Annotated in this window: 10 protein-coding genes; 5 read left to right on the top strand and 5 right to left on the bottom strand. The window is 75.6% G+C overall.

All coding sequences use genetic code 11. The features are described 5' to 3' along the window. The gene (locus ACIRBX_RS33670; RefSeq protein WP_402303147.1) at positions 1 to 687 is read right to left on the bottom strand and encodes a hypothetical protein; all 687 of its coding nucleotides are present in this window, start codon (positions 685 to 687) and stop codon (positions 1 to 3) included. Between the two features lie 134 nt (positions 688 to 821). Between ACIRBX_RS33670 and ACIRBX_RS33665 the strand changes: the two genes are divergently transcribed. Then, positions 822 to 2,327, top strand: coding sequence for a DUF4246 domain-containing protein (locus ACIRBX_RS33665; RefSeq protein WP_402303144.1), 1,506 nt, complete (start codon positions 822 to 824; stop codon positions 2,325 to 2,327). A 100-nt stretch (positions 2,328 to 2,427) separates the two neighbouring features. Here ACIRBX_RS33665 and ACIRBX_RS33660 read toward each other — a convergent pair whose 3' ends face one another. Continuing rightward, on the bottom strand, positions 2,428 to 2,856 hold the full coding sequence (locus ACIRBX_RS33660; protein ID WP_402303142.1) for a hypothetical protein: 429 nt from the start codon (positions 2,854 to 2,856) through the stop codon (positions 2,428 to 2,430). Positions 2,857 to 3,025: 169 nt separating this feature from the next. Further along, the gene (locus tag ACIRBX_RS33655) at positions 3,026 to 7,039 is read right to left on the bottom strand and encodes a helix-turn-helix domain-containing protein (protein ID WP_402303140.1); all 4,014 of its coding nucleotides are present in this window, start codon (positions 7,037 to 7,039) and stop codon (positions 3,026 to 3,028) included. Between the two features lie 235 nt (positions 7,040 to 7,274). Here ACIRBX_RS33655 and ACIRBX_RS33650 point away from each other — a divergent pair, with 235 nt between their 5' ends. After that, the gene (locus tag ACIRBX_RS33650; protein ID WP_402303137.1) at positions 7,275 to 8,126 is read left to right on the top strand and encodes a hypothetical protein; all 852 of its coding nucleotides are present in this window, start codon (positions 7,275 to 7,277) and stop codon (positions 8,124 to 8,126) included. 274 nt (positions 8,127 to 8,400) lie between these two features. Here ACIRBX_RS33650 and ACIRBX_RS33645 read toward each other — a convergent pair whose 3' ends face one another. Beyond that, complete coding sequence (locus ACIRBX_RS33645) at positions 8,401 to 9,573, bottom strand: HEAT repeat domain-containing protein (RefSeq protein ID WP_402303133.1); 1,173 nt, start codon at positions 9,571 to 9,573, stop codon at positions 8,401 to 8,403. 264 nt (positions 9,574 to 9,837) lie between these two features. Here ACIRBX_RS33645 and ACIRBX_RS33640 point away from each other — a divergent pair, with 264 nt between their 5' ends. Next, a complete protein-coding gene (locus tag ACIRBX_RS33640; RefSeq protein ID WP_402303131.1) occupies positions 9,838 to 10,863 on the top strand; it encodes a helix-turn-helix transcriptional regulator in 1,026 nt (341 codons plus the stop codon). Here ACIRBX_RS33640 and ACIRBX_RS33635 read toward each other — a convergent pair. Further along, positions 10,854 to 11,828 carry an SDR family oxidoreductase gene (locus tag ACIRBX_RS33635; RefSeq protein WP_402303129.1) on the bottom strand — a complete coding sequence of 325 codons (975 nt, stop codon included), beginning with the start codon at positions 11,826 to 11,828 and terminating at the stop codon, positions 10,854 to 10,856. The two genes, ACIRBX_RS33640 and ACIRBX_RS33635, sit on opposite strands and share 10 nt — an antisense overlap. Before the next feature lie 124 nt (positions 11,829 to 11,952). On the opposite strand from ACIRBX_RS33635, the gene ACIRBX_RS33630 reads away from it, so the two are divergent. Continuing rightward, positions 11,953 to 12,489, top strand: coding sequence for a hypothetical protein (locus ACIRBX_RS33630; protein ID WP_402303126.1), 537 nt, complete (start codon positions 11,953 to 11,955; stop codon positions 12,487 to 12,489). 1,351 nt (positions 12,490 to 13,840) lie between these two features. Then, positions 13,841 to 14,587, top strand: a complete 747-nt coding sequence (locus ACIRBX_RS33625) for a DUF4232 domain-containing protein (protein ID WP_402303124.1) — start codon at positions 13,841 to 13,843, stop codon at positions 14,585 to 14,587. Positions 14,588 to 14,743 lie beyond the last annotated feature (156 nt).

Here is a 14,743-nt window from a genome sequence, read left to right as displayed (position 1 = left end):
TCAGGCCAGGCCCTGCTCCCGTGCCCAGCTCCGCAGCCGGGCCACCGCCTCCGCCCGCGCCAGCGGGCCGAGTTCGAGGTGCAGCTCCCGGAGGTGGCGGGTGGCGGCGCCGACCGACGGCCCGGGCGGCAGCCCCAGCAGTGCCATCACCTCCCGACCGTCCAGCGCCGCCGGCACCCCCTCGACCCGGCGGCGGCGCTCCGCCTCCACGGCGGCCGACACCGCCCGGTCCTCCTCGGCCGCCCACTCCTCGTAGCTCCCCACCCGCCCGGTCTCCCGGCCCGCCCGCCGCCACCCGTCCATGTCCCGCTCCCGGCCGAGCCCCAGCTCGGCGAACAGGTCGTCAGCACCGCGCGCCACCACACCGATCCGGGCCAGCGCGGCGTTGACCGGCCACTCCGTCCGCGCCCCGGTGAAGTCCCGGCTCCGCACCGGCCCCCACTCCCGCGCACCGCCCCGCCACACGGCGGCGCTCTGCTCCCCGACACCGCCGAAGAACTCCGCCGCCACCACCGCCAGCGGCCCGCCCGCCGACCACCGCGCGAGGGTCGTCCCGAGCGGCCGGTCGGCGACCGGCAGCAGGCCCATCCGCTGCCGGAGCGGGACGACCACGGCCTCACCGGTCTCCGCCGTGACGCTCCGGAGCAGGTCGAAGTCACCGATGACGGCTCTGAGTTCGTACGACATACCAGCAGGCTAGCGCCGTCCCCGTACCCTCCACCGGCGAGGTGTCCGGCCGGGCACGGGGGCCGCCGCAGGGGTGTCGGCGCCCCGGGCTATCCTTCCCCGGCACCGCACACCGACCGTGAGGATCCTCCGCAGTGACCGCCCTTCCCTCCTTCCCGCTTCCGTTCCAGAGTGCCGGTCCGGCGGCGTCCACGCCGCCCCTGACCCTGCGGGAGCTGGAGATGACGCGGTGCAGCGCACACCTGCGCGCCAAGCCCGCGTGGTTCGACAAGCTGCACGACGCCGAGATCACCGCCCGGTGGGCGCGGGAGGCCGTGGAGCAGGGGATGACGGAGGCTCAGGTCCGCTACGTCCTGGCCGAGCTGGCGCACTACGCCGCCCTGCGGGACGCCCGCACCGGCATCGAGGTCTCGGGGGTCGACGGCGTCTGGCAGTCGGACACCCTCGTCGACGAGCGGCTCCGGGCGCGGCTGCGCGAGGCGGTCCGGGTGCTGGAGGAGGTGCCGGAGGAGGCCCGCGACTGGCACCCGGGGTCCGACGGCCAGGTGCTGGACCTCGTCCACCCCTCCCTGTACTGCCTGGTCCGGGGAGTGAGCGGCGGCCCCGAGCGGGCCTGGGAGAACCCGGCGAGCGCGTACGCGAAGTACGAGTTCTCCGAGCGCTTCCAGTGGCTGCCCACGGACGCCGACGTCAGCGAGGACGGCACCGTCGCCTTCCGCTCGTACGTCAACAACGTGCATCCCGAGGAGCACCGCGCGCTGGCGTCCGTCCTGCCGGACCTGCTCGGCCGCCTGCTCCCGCTGTTCGAGAACGTGCTCACCGACCTGCACCACCCCCGGCCGCCGCGGATCGAGGCCGACCCCTGCGACTGGTACGACTCCGAGCCGCAGTACCCGAGCAGGGAGTCCCTCCCCGACGCCGACGCCTACCAGAAGGCCCGCGACGCGTTCCACCAGGAGTACGAGGCCTGGATCGAGAACCGCAGCCCGAAGGTCCCCGACGCCCCGGAGTTCAGCCCGCCCGCGCTGCCCGACGCCGCCCGGGTCCGCCTGCGCGGGCGCGGCCTCCAGGTCATCGTCAAGCTGGCCACCATCCACCTGACGCCGGATCAGCCCGAGTACGCCGGCGGCTCCTGGCACGTGGAGGGAATGCTGAACGAGCGGATCGTCTCCACCGGCATCTACTACTGGGACAGCGAGAACGTCACCGGGAGCCGGCTGGGCTTCCGCGCCGCCCTCGACGACCCGTGGTACGAGCAGAACGACGACGCCGGGGTGCGCGCGGTCTACGGCCTGGAGGACGAGACCGCCCTCAACCAGGTGCTGGGCTCGGTGCCGACCCCCGAGGGCCGCTGCCTGGCCTTCCCGAACGTCCTCCAGCACCGGGTGGACGCCTTCCGGCTCGCCGACCCCGCCCGGCCCGGGCACCGGAAGATCCTCGCGTTCTTCCTCGTCGATCCGTCCCGGCGGATCGTCTCCACGGCGGACGTGCCGCCGCAGCAGCCCTGGGCCCCGACCACGACCATGACGCCGGAGGAGGCCCGGGCCCACCGCGAGGAGCTGATGCGGGAGCGGAAGTACTTCGTGGGCGAGCACAACGAGCAGCTCTTCGAGCGCGCGTTCTCCCTCTGCGAGCACTGAGCCGGAGCGGCGGCCGGGCGGTGCGGTGGCCGCGCCGCCCGGGCCCGCGCGGCCGGCCCCGCGCCCCGGTGCACGGGACGCGGAGCCGGCCGGTACGGCGTCAGTTGCTGCAGAAGTAGGCGGTGTTGAGCCCGTTGTCGAAGATGGTGCCCACCGAGCACATCCGCTTGCTCGCCGGGACCCGCAGGTAGAACGAGAAGTTCTGGGTGGTCACCTCGTAGGACTGGGCGAGCCGGGTGACCGGGTCGTCGGTGATCTGCGAGTCGATCCGGCGGGCCCCGATGTACGAGGTGGTCCTGGTCCAGTTGCCCGAGCAGGCGGAGGACCAGCGCATCTCCACCAGGCCGATGGTGCTGCCGTTGCGGACGATCGGCGCGGAGGCGATGGTCCGCGCGTTGGGGCAGTCGTAGTAGGGGTTGCCGTCGCCGCCGAGGTCGGTGGCGGAGGCGCCGGTGGCGCCGCCGATCAGGCCGCCGCCGGCCAGCGCGAGGGCCAGGGTGAGGGTGGCGGTGCGTCGTCCGATCCGCATGTCGGTTCTCCTCCGGTGAGGGGGCGTCGAAGTGACGGGGCGTCGAAGTGCCCGAGACCGGTCTAGTGCCCCGCGCCGCCGCCCCGACAGGCCCGTCGGCCGCCCCGTACGAGGCCGTACGACCAGGCCACGAGGTCCGTACGGTCCCGTACGCCCCACCCCGTGCGCGTCAGCGGCAGGGCGGGGTAAAGGGCCGCTCCGGCACCAGCCGGGCCCACTCGGCCGCGGCCAGCGGTGCGCCGGCCGCCGCACACACCCGGGCGGCGGCCCGCCCGGGATCGGTCTCCCAGAGCCGGACGGCCCGGTCCCGGCCGCCCGCCGCCAGGGTGTGGCCGTCGGAAGCGAAGGCGACGGTGAGCAGGCCGTCCTCGGCGGCCTTCAGGGTGGCGGTGCCCACCGGATGCCGAGGGTCGGTCAGGTCCCAGAGCCAGACGGTGCGGTCGGTGCTGGCCACCGCGAGCAGCGGCCGGGTGGGACTGAAGGCGAGCTCGTACACCTCGCCGACCGGGCCGCCGAGCACCGGGCCCACGGGCTGCGGTGCGTCGGGCCGGGTGAGGTCGAAGAGCCGGACGGTGGAGTCGGCCCCCGCCAGCGCGAGCAGGCGTCCGCCGGGCCCGAAGGCCACCGCGTACAGCGCGGTGGTGGAGTGGGTGAAGGTGTGCAGCGCACGCGGGTGCCGCCGGTCCGCGACGTCCCAGAGGTAGGCCCGGCCGCTGCCGCCGGCCACGGCGAGCAGCCGGCCGTCGGGGCTGAACCGGACCCCGAAGCTGACCTCGTCCTGTCCCGGCAGCGCGGCGGTCACCTCCGGGCGGGCCGGGTCGGTCAGGTCCAGCAGGTGGACCGAGCCGTCGTCGCTGGTGACGGCGGCGGCGCTGCCGCCCGCCTCCAGCGCGACGGCCTGCACCGTCCGCCCGGCCACCGGGAGCGCCGGGCCGTACGGCACCGGCCGGGCCGGGTCGCGCAGGTCCCAGAGCCGGACGCTGCCGTCGGTGGCCCCGGCCACCGCCGTCCGGCCGTCGGCCGACAGCGCGGAGGCACCGGAGAGCGGGGCCGGGCCCTTCCCGTCCCCGGCCGGAGCACCGGCCGAACCAGCGCTCGCGGCGACCGAACCACCGTCCGCACCGGCCGAGTTGGTGATGACCGGCCCGGCGGCCGGGCCGTCCGGTGCACCGAGCTCCCACAGTCGCAGGGTGGCGTCCCCGGCACCGACCAGCAGCCGGGACCCGTCCGCCCCGAACGAGACCGAGAACACCTGCCCGGTGCTGCCGGTGAGTTCGGGCCCGGGGATGTCCCACTCGCGCAGCAGGCCGTCCCCGGCCAGGGTCTCCAGGCCGTGCGCGTCGCGGTAGCGCACCACCCCCACCGGAGCCGGGTGCGGGAGGGTGCCGAGCGGACGCCGGGTGCGCAGGTCCCAGCGCCAGAGCAGCGTGTCGGAGCTGCCGGCGGCCAGCGTGGCGCCGTCCGGGCTGAAGGCCAGCGCGTTGACCCAGCTGGCCGGACCGGTCAGCGGCGGGCCGCTCGGTACCGGGTGCCGGGGGTCGGTGATGTCCCAGGTGTGGACGGTGTGTTCGGCCGCCGTGCCGGCTGCCAGGGTACGGCCGTCGGGCGAGACCGCGACGGCGAAGACCCGGCTGGCGGGGCCCGTCAGCGTGGGCAGCGGCGCCGCCGGGCCACCGTCCGGGACGGCCCACAGCCGGACGGTGGTGTCGTCGCCGCCGGCCGCGAGCACCCGCCCGTCCGGGGTGAAGACGACGGCCTTGACCGCCGCCAGCGCACCGGTGAGCACCTCGGCCGGCCGCCGCCCGTCGAGGTCGGCCAGGTGCACCACCGCACCGGCCGTCCCGATCGCCAGCCGGTGGCCGTCCGGGGCGAACGCCAGGGTGGTGATCCGGTCCGGCCCGAGCGGGCCCGGATCGAACGGCACCCGCTCGAACGGGGCCGGGACGGGCGTCCCCGTCGCAGGCATCCCCGTCCCAGGCGTCCCCGTCCCAGGCGTCCCCGTCCCAGGCATCCCCGGAGCGGCCGGACCCGCAGCGGCCGGGCCCGGTGTCCGCCAGAGCGAGAGCCGCCCCGCAGCGTCACCGACCGCGAGCACCGTCCCGTCCGGGCTCAGCGCCAGCGCGCTCACCGGCCCGCCACCGGGCGGACGGACCGTCACCGACCAGTCTCCGCCGCCCTCCGGGCCGCCCGTGCCCGACGGCCCACCGTCCGCGAGCGGGTCGGGGGGCACCACCCGACCGTCCGCCGCCCGACCGTCCGCCGCCCGCTCGTGCCAGACCCGGATCTGCCCGTCCTCCGCCCCCGCCGCGAGCAGCCCGCCGCCCGCCGCCAGGGCGGTCGGCGTCCCGCCGGGCGGCCGGATCCGGCGGGGCAGCGGCCGGGCGGTGGAGTCCAGCAGGGCCGAGCGGGCCTCCGGCGTGCCGGCCACCGCATGGGCGGCCACGGCGAGTTGGGCGGCCAGGGCCGGGTCGGTGGTGCGCAGCCGGTCGGCCCGGACGGCCTCCTGCCGGGACAGTGAGGCGGCGGCCTCGCGGTCCGCCCGGGCCGCCGTCTGCCGGGCGTAGCCGCCGGCCCCGGCGGCGGCCAGGGCCAGCACCACCAGCAGGGCGACCAGGCGGCGCCCCCGGCCGACCCGGCGGCGTTCGGCGGCCCGCTCCGCCGCCTCGGCCTGCTCCGCGGCGGCCAGGAAGTCCCCTTCCAGCGGGTTGAGCGCGGCGGCGTGCTCGGGGTCGGCGGCCCACTCCAGCGCGGTGGCCAGTGCCGCACCCCGGTACAGCCCCTCCCCCGACCGGCCGCCGTCGCGCCAGGCCCGGGCCGCCGCCGTCAGCCGCCCGTGCACCAGGTGGCCGGCTCGGTCCTCGGCCAGCCAGTCGGCCAGCCGGGGCCAGGCGTGCAGCAGTGCCTCGTGACCGAGCTCCACCGTGCCGGGCCCGGCGCTGAGCAGCCGATGGCGGACGAACAGGTCCACCACCTCGGCCAGGTCGTCCGCCTGACGGGCCGTCCGCCCCTCGAACAGCTCCTCCGAGCCGACCCGCCGCCTGGTGTCGGCCGTCCCCTCCTCGGTCCGCACCAGGCGCAGGAACAGGTGCCGGGCCAGCGTCCGCCGCTCGGGCGGCAGCGTCCGGTAGACCTCCTCGGCGGTCCGCGCCACCGCGCCCCGGACCCCGCCGGCCGCCGTGTAGTGCGCGACCCCGACCGCCCGCGCCCCGGGGGCGTCCCGCCGGGCCAGAGCGACCACGGTGCGCAGCGTGTGTGAGAGCAGCGGCAGCACCCCGGGCTGCCCGGCGGTCTCCCGCAGCACCAACTCCACCAGGCCGTCCGCCAGTTCGAGGCCGACCGCGCGGGCCGGCCCGAGCACCACCGCGCGCAGCTCCTCGGCGGTCATCGGTCCCACCGGCAGTTGGGCGTGCCGCAGCGGCCCGGTGAGCTGGGGGTGGTGCAGCGCCCGGTCGTAGAAGTCGGAGCGCAGTCCCAGCACCACCGGGCCCGGGTGGGCGGTGAGCAGATCCAGGAACGCGTGCCTCTCCGCCTCGTCGGCGCAGAGGGTGAACAGCTCCTCGAACTGGTCGATCACCACGGTCACGTCGGGCCCGGCGAGCTCGGCGGCCCGGTCCGCCCACTGGCGCAGCGGCTCCGCGCCGGGGGTGAGCAGCACGGCCCGGCCGACCGCCGGCAGCAGCCCGGCCCGGAGCAGCGACGACTTCCCCGACCCGGACGGCCCCACCACCACCAGCGCGATCCCCGGGCCCCGGTGCCGCCGGACCGACGCCAGCACCTCGGCGGTCAACTCCACGCGCCCGAAGAACAGTTCGGCGTCCTCGGCCCGGAACGGCCGCAGTCCCCGGTACGGATTCGGGGTGGCGACGCCCCGCCCGGCCCGGGCCCGCAGCGCCCCGACCTCGTCCCACCAGCGATCCTGCTCGACCGCCTCCACCACCCCGAGGGCTGCCAGCAGGCGGCGGAACTCCCCCTGCACGGAGAGCTGCGGCAGGTGGCGGCCGGAGCAGTAGCCGGCCACCGTGTTGAACCCCAGGCCGCACTCCTCCGCCAGCCGGCGGTACGACTTCCCCGACCGCCTGCGCAGGACGTCCAGGCGGTGGGCGAACTCCTCAGCCGTTCCGATCTCCGCCGCCCCCTCGCACCGGTCCGCCGTGCAGCGGTGCGTCGAGCATCCCGCGTCCACCCGGGCAGCACCCGGCAGTTGGCCGCTTCGTGACCTGCGGGCGGGCCCGCCCGCCGGATGTGATCTCCCTCACCGGCCACCCCGGGGTCCTCCCGGTATTCGGCACCAACTGGCTCACCGCTACGGCGAGTTCCTCGCGCACCGGTCATCCGTGTACCGAGCGGGCCGGGAATCCGGTGTCAGTCGTACACGGGGCTTGGCTAGCGTGTCCCGTCGACACGAAGGGGAGATCCACTTGAGCAAGAATCCCGCACTGCGGCGCGCCGTGACGGCCGGTCTGGCCGTCGCCCTGGTGGTGGCCGCTGCGGCCGGCTGTGCCGGGGAGGCCGACGAGGCCAAGGCCGGCCCGGCCGGGACCGCCACGGCCGGTGCCGCGGAGACCGGCAAGGCCGCTCTCAGCGAGACGCCCAAGGCGCCGCCGGTGTTCGGCGCGGCCGGCTACCTGGGACTCACACCCGGGATGGCCAAGGAGGCCGCGCTGGCAGGCGGCGCGCTGGAGCCGGCGCCGGTCTCGCTGCTGGAGGGCTGCACCGACTTCACCTTCAAGGGCGGCCCGGCGCCCGACCCCGCGCGGATGGCCGCCGAGGCGGCGGTGGACAGCACCTACAAGGACCTGGCCGCCAAGGCGGACGCACCGAAGTCCGAGCCGGGCAGCAGCGGGACCCTCAAGCCCGGCAGCTCGGCCAAGGAGGCCGCTGAGAACGCCGCCAAGTCGGCCGCGTCGGCGCAGAAGTCGGCCGAGGGCGCCAAGGCGGCGGCGGACGCCGCGATGGCCCGGGTGAAGCTCCTGGAGGCGCGGGAGGCCCGGGACGCCGTCTTCCTCACCGCGGGCAAGGTCTCCTTCGGCGCCGAGGGCCTGCGGTGGCTGTCCGCCCCGGCCGCCGCCAAGACCGCCGAGGGCATCGGCGCCGGCTCCACGGTGGCCGCGCTCAAGGAGGCCTACGGCGCCAAGGGCCTCACCGAGGCCAAGGGCGGGATCCACGACCTGCCGGTGGACGGGAAGCCGGACTGGCACTACGAGTTCACCGTGGACGCCGAGAAGGTGACCGCCGTCGCGCTGGTCAACCGCACCATGAAGTGCGCCTGACGGAGGCTCGGCCATCGCCCGGTGCTCCGAGCACCTGCGGGGCCTGACTCCTTGGTGGGGCCGGCGGTGACAGAACGCGGCCCCACCGTACGGGCGGGCCTCGCCGAAGGGCCGCTCCTGCCCGTCGGCGGGCCAGGACGGCGCGTGCCCCGGCGGTGAGACCGGGGCCCTCCCGAAGCCCGGGGCACCGATGGCGGGGCGGGAGGCGGCGGGAGCGCATGCTCCAGCCCCTCCTGCCCTCGCCCTCTGCCCGGCCGCACCGGGGAACAAGTCGCTACCGCAGCAGCGCCCGGAGGTCCTCGCGGGAGGTAGGCAGACCGGCCCCGCGCAGCCAGACGTCGCGGTTGCCGATCCGGCCCCAGCACGGGTCGTGGTCCACCAGGGCGGCCAGGAAGGCGTGCTGAGCCGGGGTCAGCGGGGCCTCCGGCGCATGGGGTTCGGCGAAGGCGAAGGCCAGCAGCGGGCCCCACTCCCGGTCCACCGTGTACTGGCTGGAGCGCGGCACGAGGGCGAGGGCGGCCGGGAGCACCCGCTCGAACGAGTCGGCACGGTCCAGCAGTCCGTGCAGGACGGTGAACCGGAACCAGCCGTCCGTCTGCGGCAGCGGCTCGTCGAACCAGCCGTCCACCACCGCCGGATCGGCCAGCGCGGCCAGCAGGACCTCCACCGCCGCCGGGTCGGCGGTGCCGAGCGCGGCGCAGGTACGGACGGCGGGGTCGGGATCGTCCAGCTGCGCGGCGGTGTCCCGGCCCCACTGCGCCAGGGTGAGCAGCGCCGCCGCCCGCTCGCGCCGCCCGCCCGGCGTTCGGGCGATGTGCTCCAGCCGGTCGGCGGCGGCCTGCCGGGCGGCGAACCCGTCCGCCTCGGCCCCGGCTCCGAGCAGGTGCGTCACCACGCCGAGCGCCGCCTCCCGGACGCCGGGGTCGGCATCGTCCAGGAACGGCCGGACCGCCACCAGGACCTGGGGACGGACGGCCTGACAGGCCGTCACCGCCGCCAGGACCCCGGCCTCCTCCGGGTCGTCGGGGTCGATCCACTCCTCGCGGTCCAGCCCCGCCGAGTGGGCGAACTCCCCGAGCCACTCCAGCAGCGCCACCCGGAGCGGCCTCACCCTGTCGTCCCACGGGAAGAACCCCTCGTGCGCCACGAGCGTGCGCGGATCCGACAGGATCCCCGCGATGAACAGCGCGGCCGGCGCGGTGGCGGTGTACAGCGAACCCTGGTGGAGCACCGACATCTCCAGCGCACCCAGCGATCCGGCCTGCACCTCGGGGTCCTCGTCCAGCAACCCGAGCAGGTCCTCCGCCGTGCTCTCGGCCGGGCCGTACGCGTGGTCCAGCGCCGCCCAGTCGGTGCCCGCCAACACGGCAGCCGGGTCGGGCGGGGCCACGGCGGCGAGCGCGGCAGCGGAGGTGGGCGTGCGGGCGGGCAGCTCAGGTGACGGCATGCCCCGTATCCTCCAGCCCGCCACCGACACCCGACTCCCCGGCTCCCTCCCCGACGCCCCTGACCCAACGGCCACACCCGGGCCGCCGACGCCCCGGCCCCTCCGGCCACCCCTGGGCTCCCGACGCCCCGCCCCTACCCCCAGCACCCTCCACACCTCCCCGTCCCCGGCCCCGGCCCGCGTCCCCGGCCCGCGGCCGTCCGCTGACGCGTCCTCAGGACCCCGCCTCCCCTCCCTCCGCCCGGATCGGCGATGCTGGTGCGTATGCGTGCCGCCCGTCTGATCCGCATGGCCCTCCTGCTCCAGTCCACCCCAGGCCTGACCGCCGCCGAGCTGGCCCGGGAGCTGGAGATCTCCGAACGGACCGTCATCCGCGACGTCCAGGCGCTCCAGGCGGCCGGCGTGCCCGTCCACTCGGCGCGCGGCCGGGCCGGCGGCTACCGGCTCGCCCCGGGACATCGCACCCGCCTCACCACCCTGCACCCCAGCGAGGCCGAGACCCTCTACCTCTCCGGTCTGCCGACGGCCCTGCGCGACCTCGGGCTCTCCGACGCGGCCGGCACCGCCCGGCTGAAGCTCTCGGCCACCCTGCTCCCGTCCCTCCGGGAGGCCGCCGACTCCTCCACCCGGCGCTTCCACCTGGACGCCCCGGCCTGGTTCCGCGAACCGTCCGCCCCCGAGCTGCTGCCCGACCTGGCCCGCGCCCTCTGGGCGGACCGGGCCGTCGAGTTCGCCTACGCCCGCCCCGGCAGCGGCCCCGGTCCCGTGCGCCGGGTGGAGCCGTACGGGCTGGTCCTGAAGGCGGGGGTCTGGTACCTGGTCGGCCGCCTCCCCGGCCGCACCGGGTACCGCACCTTCCGCGCCGACCGGATCACCGCGCTGGGCACCCCTCCTGACGGAGTGTTCACCCGCGCCCCGGCCTTCGACCTGGCGGCCTACTGGCAGGAGCACAGCGCCCGGTTCGCCCTCACCCTGCTGCGCGCCACTGTCACGCTGCGGCTCACCCCGGAGGGCCTGCGCCGGCTTCCCGCCGTCACCGACCGGGGTGCCGCCGAACGGGCACTGGCCGCCGCTCCCCCACCGGCCCCGGACGGCCGCGTCACCCTCGCACTCGCGGTGGAGTCGGAGGAGGTCGCCTTCGCCGAGCTCAGCTCCCTGGGCGCCGAGGCCGAGGTACTGGCCCCGCCCACCCTCCGTACCCGCTTCGCCCGGCAGGCCCGGGCCCTCGCCGGGCTCTACCCCGACGAGGACCACGGCCCACCACCGCGCACCGGCACCGGTCAGCGGTAGTCCTCCACCGAGACCGCCTCCCCCCGCTCCGCCACCGCGTCGAAGTACGCCCAGGCGTCCGGCCGGCTGCCGTCCACGTCCGTGACGCCGTACACCCGGGCGAGCTCGGCGCTCGACGTCGACTTCCGGTTCCACCGCGCGGCCCGCTCGGGGTCCGCGGCCAGCGCGGCGACACCGCGCGCCAGGTACTGCGGCGACTCGGCGACGGCGAAGGTCGGCTCGACGGCGATGACGTCCCGCCAGTTCTCCTCCGCCACACCGAAGTGCGCGAGCATCTGCTCGGACCGCAGGAAGCCCGGGGTCACGCAGACCGCCGCGCCGCCGTACCCGGCGAGCTCCTCCCCCAGGCCGAAGGCCATCCGGATCGGCGCGTTCTTCGCCAGGTCGTAGAAGAGGTTCTCCCGGTACCGCCGGTTGGTCACCGCCGTGCCGTCGGTGACCTCGACCAGCAGCGGTCCGTCCGAGCGGACCAGCAGCGGCAGGCCGAGGGCGGCCGTGATCACGTGCGAGCGCACCCCCAGGTCGAGCATCCGCAGCCCGTCCGCCAGCGGCGTCTCCCAGCTCCGCTTCCCGAAGATCGACTCGACCGTCAGCCGCTCACCGCCCCACAGGTCGTTGACCAGGATGTCGAGGCGGCCCTGCTCCGCCTCGATCCGCCCGAACAACTCCCGCACCTGCCCTTCCTCCAGATGGTCCGTCGGCACCGCGACCCCCACCCCGCCGGCCGCCGTCACCAGCTCCCCCGTCTCCTCGATGGTCTCGCTCGCCCGGCCCACCTCGCTCACCCGCTCCCGGGTGGTGCGGCCGGTCACGTACACCGTCGCCCCGGCCCGGCCCAGCTCCACCGCCAGGGCCCGCCCCGCGCCCCTGGTCGCACCCGCCACCAGGGCGATCCGGCCTGCCAGGGCGCGACCGGGACGGTCCTCGGTCCGCGCGGTGCCCGTCATGTCCTCGTTGTCGTCCATGCCTTCAACGATGGACCCCAAAGGTGACAAGTCACGTCACCATTCGTTCCTTCACGCCTCGCTCACACCCTGCACACCCCTAGGGTGTCCCTGACGGGCACGACGCCAACTCTGGGGGTTCACAGTGCTGTTCGGGTCACGGGACGGATTCGCCCTGACGTTCGACGTCGAGCGGGATCCGGTCCTGCTCTGCGTGGACGTCTTCCTCGGCGGGCTCCACCTCAACACCTGGGACAACGCGTTCTACCCGCCGCTGCTGGTCAAGAAGCTCCGGGACGAGCTCACCCGCTTCGACACACCCGCGTCCCCGCCTCCGGGCTTCACCTCACCGGCCGAGTCCCTGCGCGCCGCCGAGGCCGGCCGCTACGAGGCGGCCGGGGCCGGAGCCGAACTCGCCCGGTACGCCTTCCTCGCGTGGGGCGAGTGCACCGACGACGTGTCGGCCTTCGCGTTCCCCGACGGCGACCTGGTGCACCTCGCCTGCCGCGTGCGTGACGGCGGCGGCCCGGCCTGGGGCACCGAGCCCCGCCGCGCACCGACGGTGGCCACGGTCAGCCGCACCGAGCTCCTCGACACCCTGGGCCAGGGCCTCATCGCCGCCGAGCGTGCGTGGTCCGCCCGCCTCACCGCCGCCTCGACACCGCCGTCCGCACGTGCCTGACCCACGCGTCCCCGGTCCGCACCAGGGTCCCCGGGCTTGACTTCCGGCCTGTCCGTGGCGGTTCGTCGTGGTTCGCCGCCGTTCTTGTGGTTGGCGGGGCGGGCGTACGCCTCACCGGCCGCCAGGAGAGCCGGGTCCACCATGCCCATCACAGCGGACTTCGCCTCAAATCCACTGTCTCTTGGTCGAGTTCAGGATTCCGCGAAAGCCGCACCCACACCCCGGAGACACCCGGACGAGCGATCCCCTCATCTGGTCGGAGCCGGGCTTCCTACCTGACAGAGCCTCATGCGATCAACGTTCCGCCGCCCGCCGCGACCGCTCGTTTCGAGCAAGAGCACCGATCCCGACGACGGTGAGGGCAACGACCCCGAGTTGCTTGACCGTATCGTCCCAGAGCAGGTTGATCATCCACTGAACTATGCCGTGCGTTTCATTCACGGAGGTGATCCTATGCGGCGCCTGAGTGCGTCTTTGCTGGTGAGAGCCGGATCGGGGCAACGATCTGGTGTCGGTTGAACACAGCGGGCGCGCTGGTCTCCCAGGAGCGCGGACGGGTCATCAGAGTGACTGCGGCCCGGTTCAAACGGGCCTCGGAAGGTTCGAGCAGGCGGCTCGTCGTCGCGGACGTTGCGGCGGCCCCGGAGCAGGCGCCATCGCCCCGGACGACGGCCCGTTGCGGGTGCGCCGCTCTTCGGGACGGCGGCCTGCACCGATCCCGGACTTCCCGGTCCGGGGCGTCTCGCCCACGATCGGCAGGAGGTTCGCAGTAGCCGGGGTGCCGATCTGACGTGGTGTCGGTCCGGTCGGTGTGCGGACGTCGATGGGTCGTTCCAGAAGCTCGTCAACGGCGGCTTGCCCGTCGTCCACGGCGGCGCGTTCGCCGTCCGTCGGCAGGACTGTGGCGAACATCTTCCGCAGGTTCTCCTTCGGCTCTGGGAGCCGGCACCTGGCGGATGCCTCCGAGGGGACCCGGTGGGCCGTGCAGTACCGACGGGCGGTCAGGCGCGGTGCCTCAGCACACGAAGGCAGCCGGGCGCTGCCCGAAAGGGCAGACCTCACCCGGGCCGCGCCCTGCCACCGGCCCTGGGCGAACCGGGGAGCGGCGGTGGCCGCGCGTCCGGGCGGTCCGCCGAAAGTGCCTCCTGACCAGGCCGGATACCTGCTCAGGAGCAGCGGGAACGCCGGCCTGGGTGCCCACCACTGGGGCCACCCCGCTCTCCCCACCCGCCGATCCGGGGCCCCGTGCTCGCCGAGCCGCTGGGAACCGGCCGCCGGGCGGCGGCGTGTTGTCGCTTTGCCGCGCTCGGCCGAGGCGGCCTAGTGACCCGTTCACGAGCAGGAGTCCGCGTTGAAGCTTCGCAAGCCGGTGGCCGCAGCCGCGTTGATGTGCGCCACCCTCACCCTGACGGCCTGCGGTTCCGACGGCGGCTCGACCGCCGCCCCGTCGGCCGCCCCGTCCGCGCCCGCCGCCCAGCCCAGCACCCAGCCGACCGCCCCGACCGCCTCGCCCACCGCAGGCGGCACGCAGTCCTCCGCGCCGGGCACCACCCCGTCCAGCGGGACCCCGGTCACCGGTGGGAAGCCCGCCGCCGACCTCCAGCCCTGCTACAGCGTCGAGAAGCAGAGCGACGCCAAGGCCGAGCTCGCCGAACTGGACACCAGCGGCAACCCGAGGATGGGCGCGGTGCTGAAGCTGACCAGCACCGGCACCACGGACTGCGTGCTGTTCGGTCAGCCCGACGTGCGCATCCACAGCGGCGGTGCGGTCTTCGACAAGCTCGTCTCCGCTCCGCTCGGTACCGCGAAGTTCAGCACCGACAAGGCCCACGGCGTGGTGCTGCGCGCGGGCGCCTCGCTCTACCAGCCGGTCGCCTGGTGGGCCTCGCCCCCGGCCACCGACACCCCGAACGCCGCCTGCGTCACCGGCTCGATGCTGGTGGTCGGCGCTTCGGAGAGCGCCCTCGTGCTGCCGGTCACCGTGAAGGACCTGCGGGTCTGCCCGGAGAAGCAGCAGGGGTCGGTCCAGGCCCGTCTCGGCCTGCCGCAGGCGAGCCTGGCCGAGGCCAAGGCCCAGCTGAAGAACGCCGCGAAGTAGCGGCCGGGCCCGACCGGGCCCGGAGGGGGAAGAGGGGGAAGAGGGGGAAGAGCCGACACCGGGATGGAGACCGGTGTCGGCCGGACCGCGGAGGCGGGGCGACCACGCCCGGCGCCCACCGGCCGGGCCGCAGGACCGCCCCCTGACGGCCCGTCG

Source organism: Kitasatospora sp. NPDC096147 (assembly GCF_044763225.1).
GTDB lineage: Bacteria > Actinomycetota > Actinomycetes > Streptomycetales > Streptomycetaceae > Kitasatospora.
Note: the sequence above shows the minus strand (reverse complement) of the source record. Positions and strands in the feature narration are given on the sequence as shown.

Excerpts from the sequence above, each read along its gene's own strand:
- ACIRBX_RS33645 (WP_402303133.1), bottom strand. The coding sequence starts at position 9,573 with ATGCCGTCACCTGAGCTGCCCGCCCGCACGCCCACCTCCGCTGCCGCG.
- ACIRBX_RS33660 (WP_402303142.1), bottom strand. The coding sequence starts at position 2,856 with ATGCGGATCGGACGACGCACCGCCACCCTCACCCTGGCCCTCGCGCTG.
- ACIRBX_RS33640 (WP_402303131.1), top strand. The coding sequence starts at position 9,838 with ATGCGTGCCGCCCGTCTGATCCGCATGGCCCTCCTGCTCCAGTCCACC.
- ACIRBX_RS33670 (WP_402303147.1), bottom strand. The coding sequence starts at position 687 with ATGTCGTACGAACTCAGAGCCGTCATCGGTGACTTCGACCTGCTCCGG.
- ACIRBX_RS33635 (WP_402303129.1), bottom strand. The coding sequence starts at position 11,828 with ATGGACGACAACGAGGACATGACGGGCACCGCGCGGACCGAGGACCGT.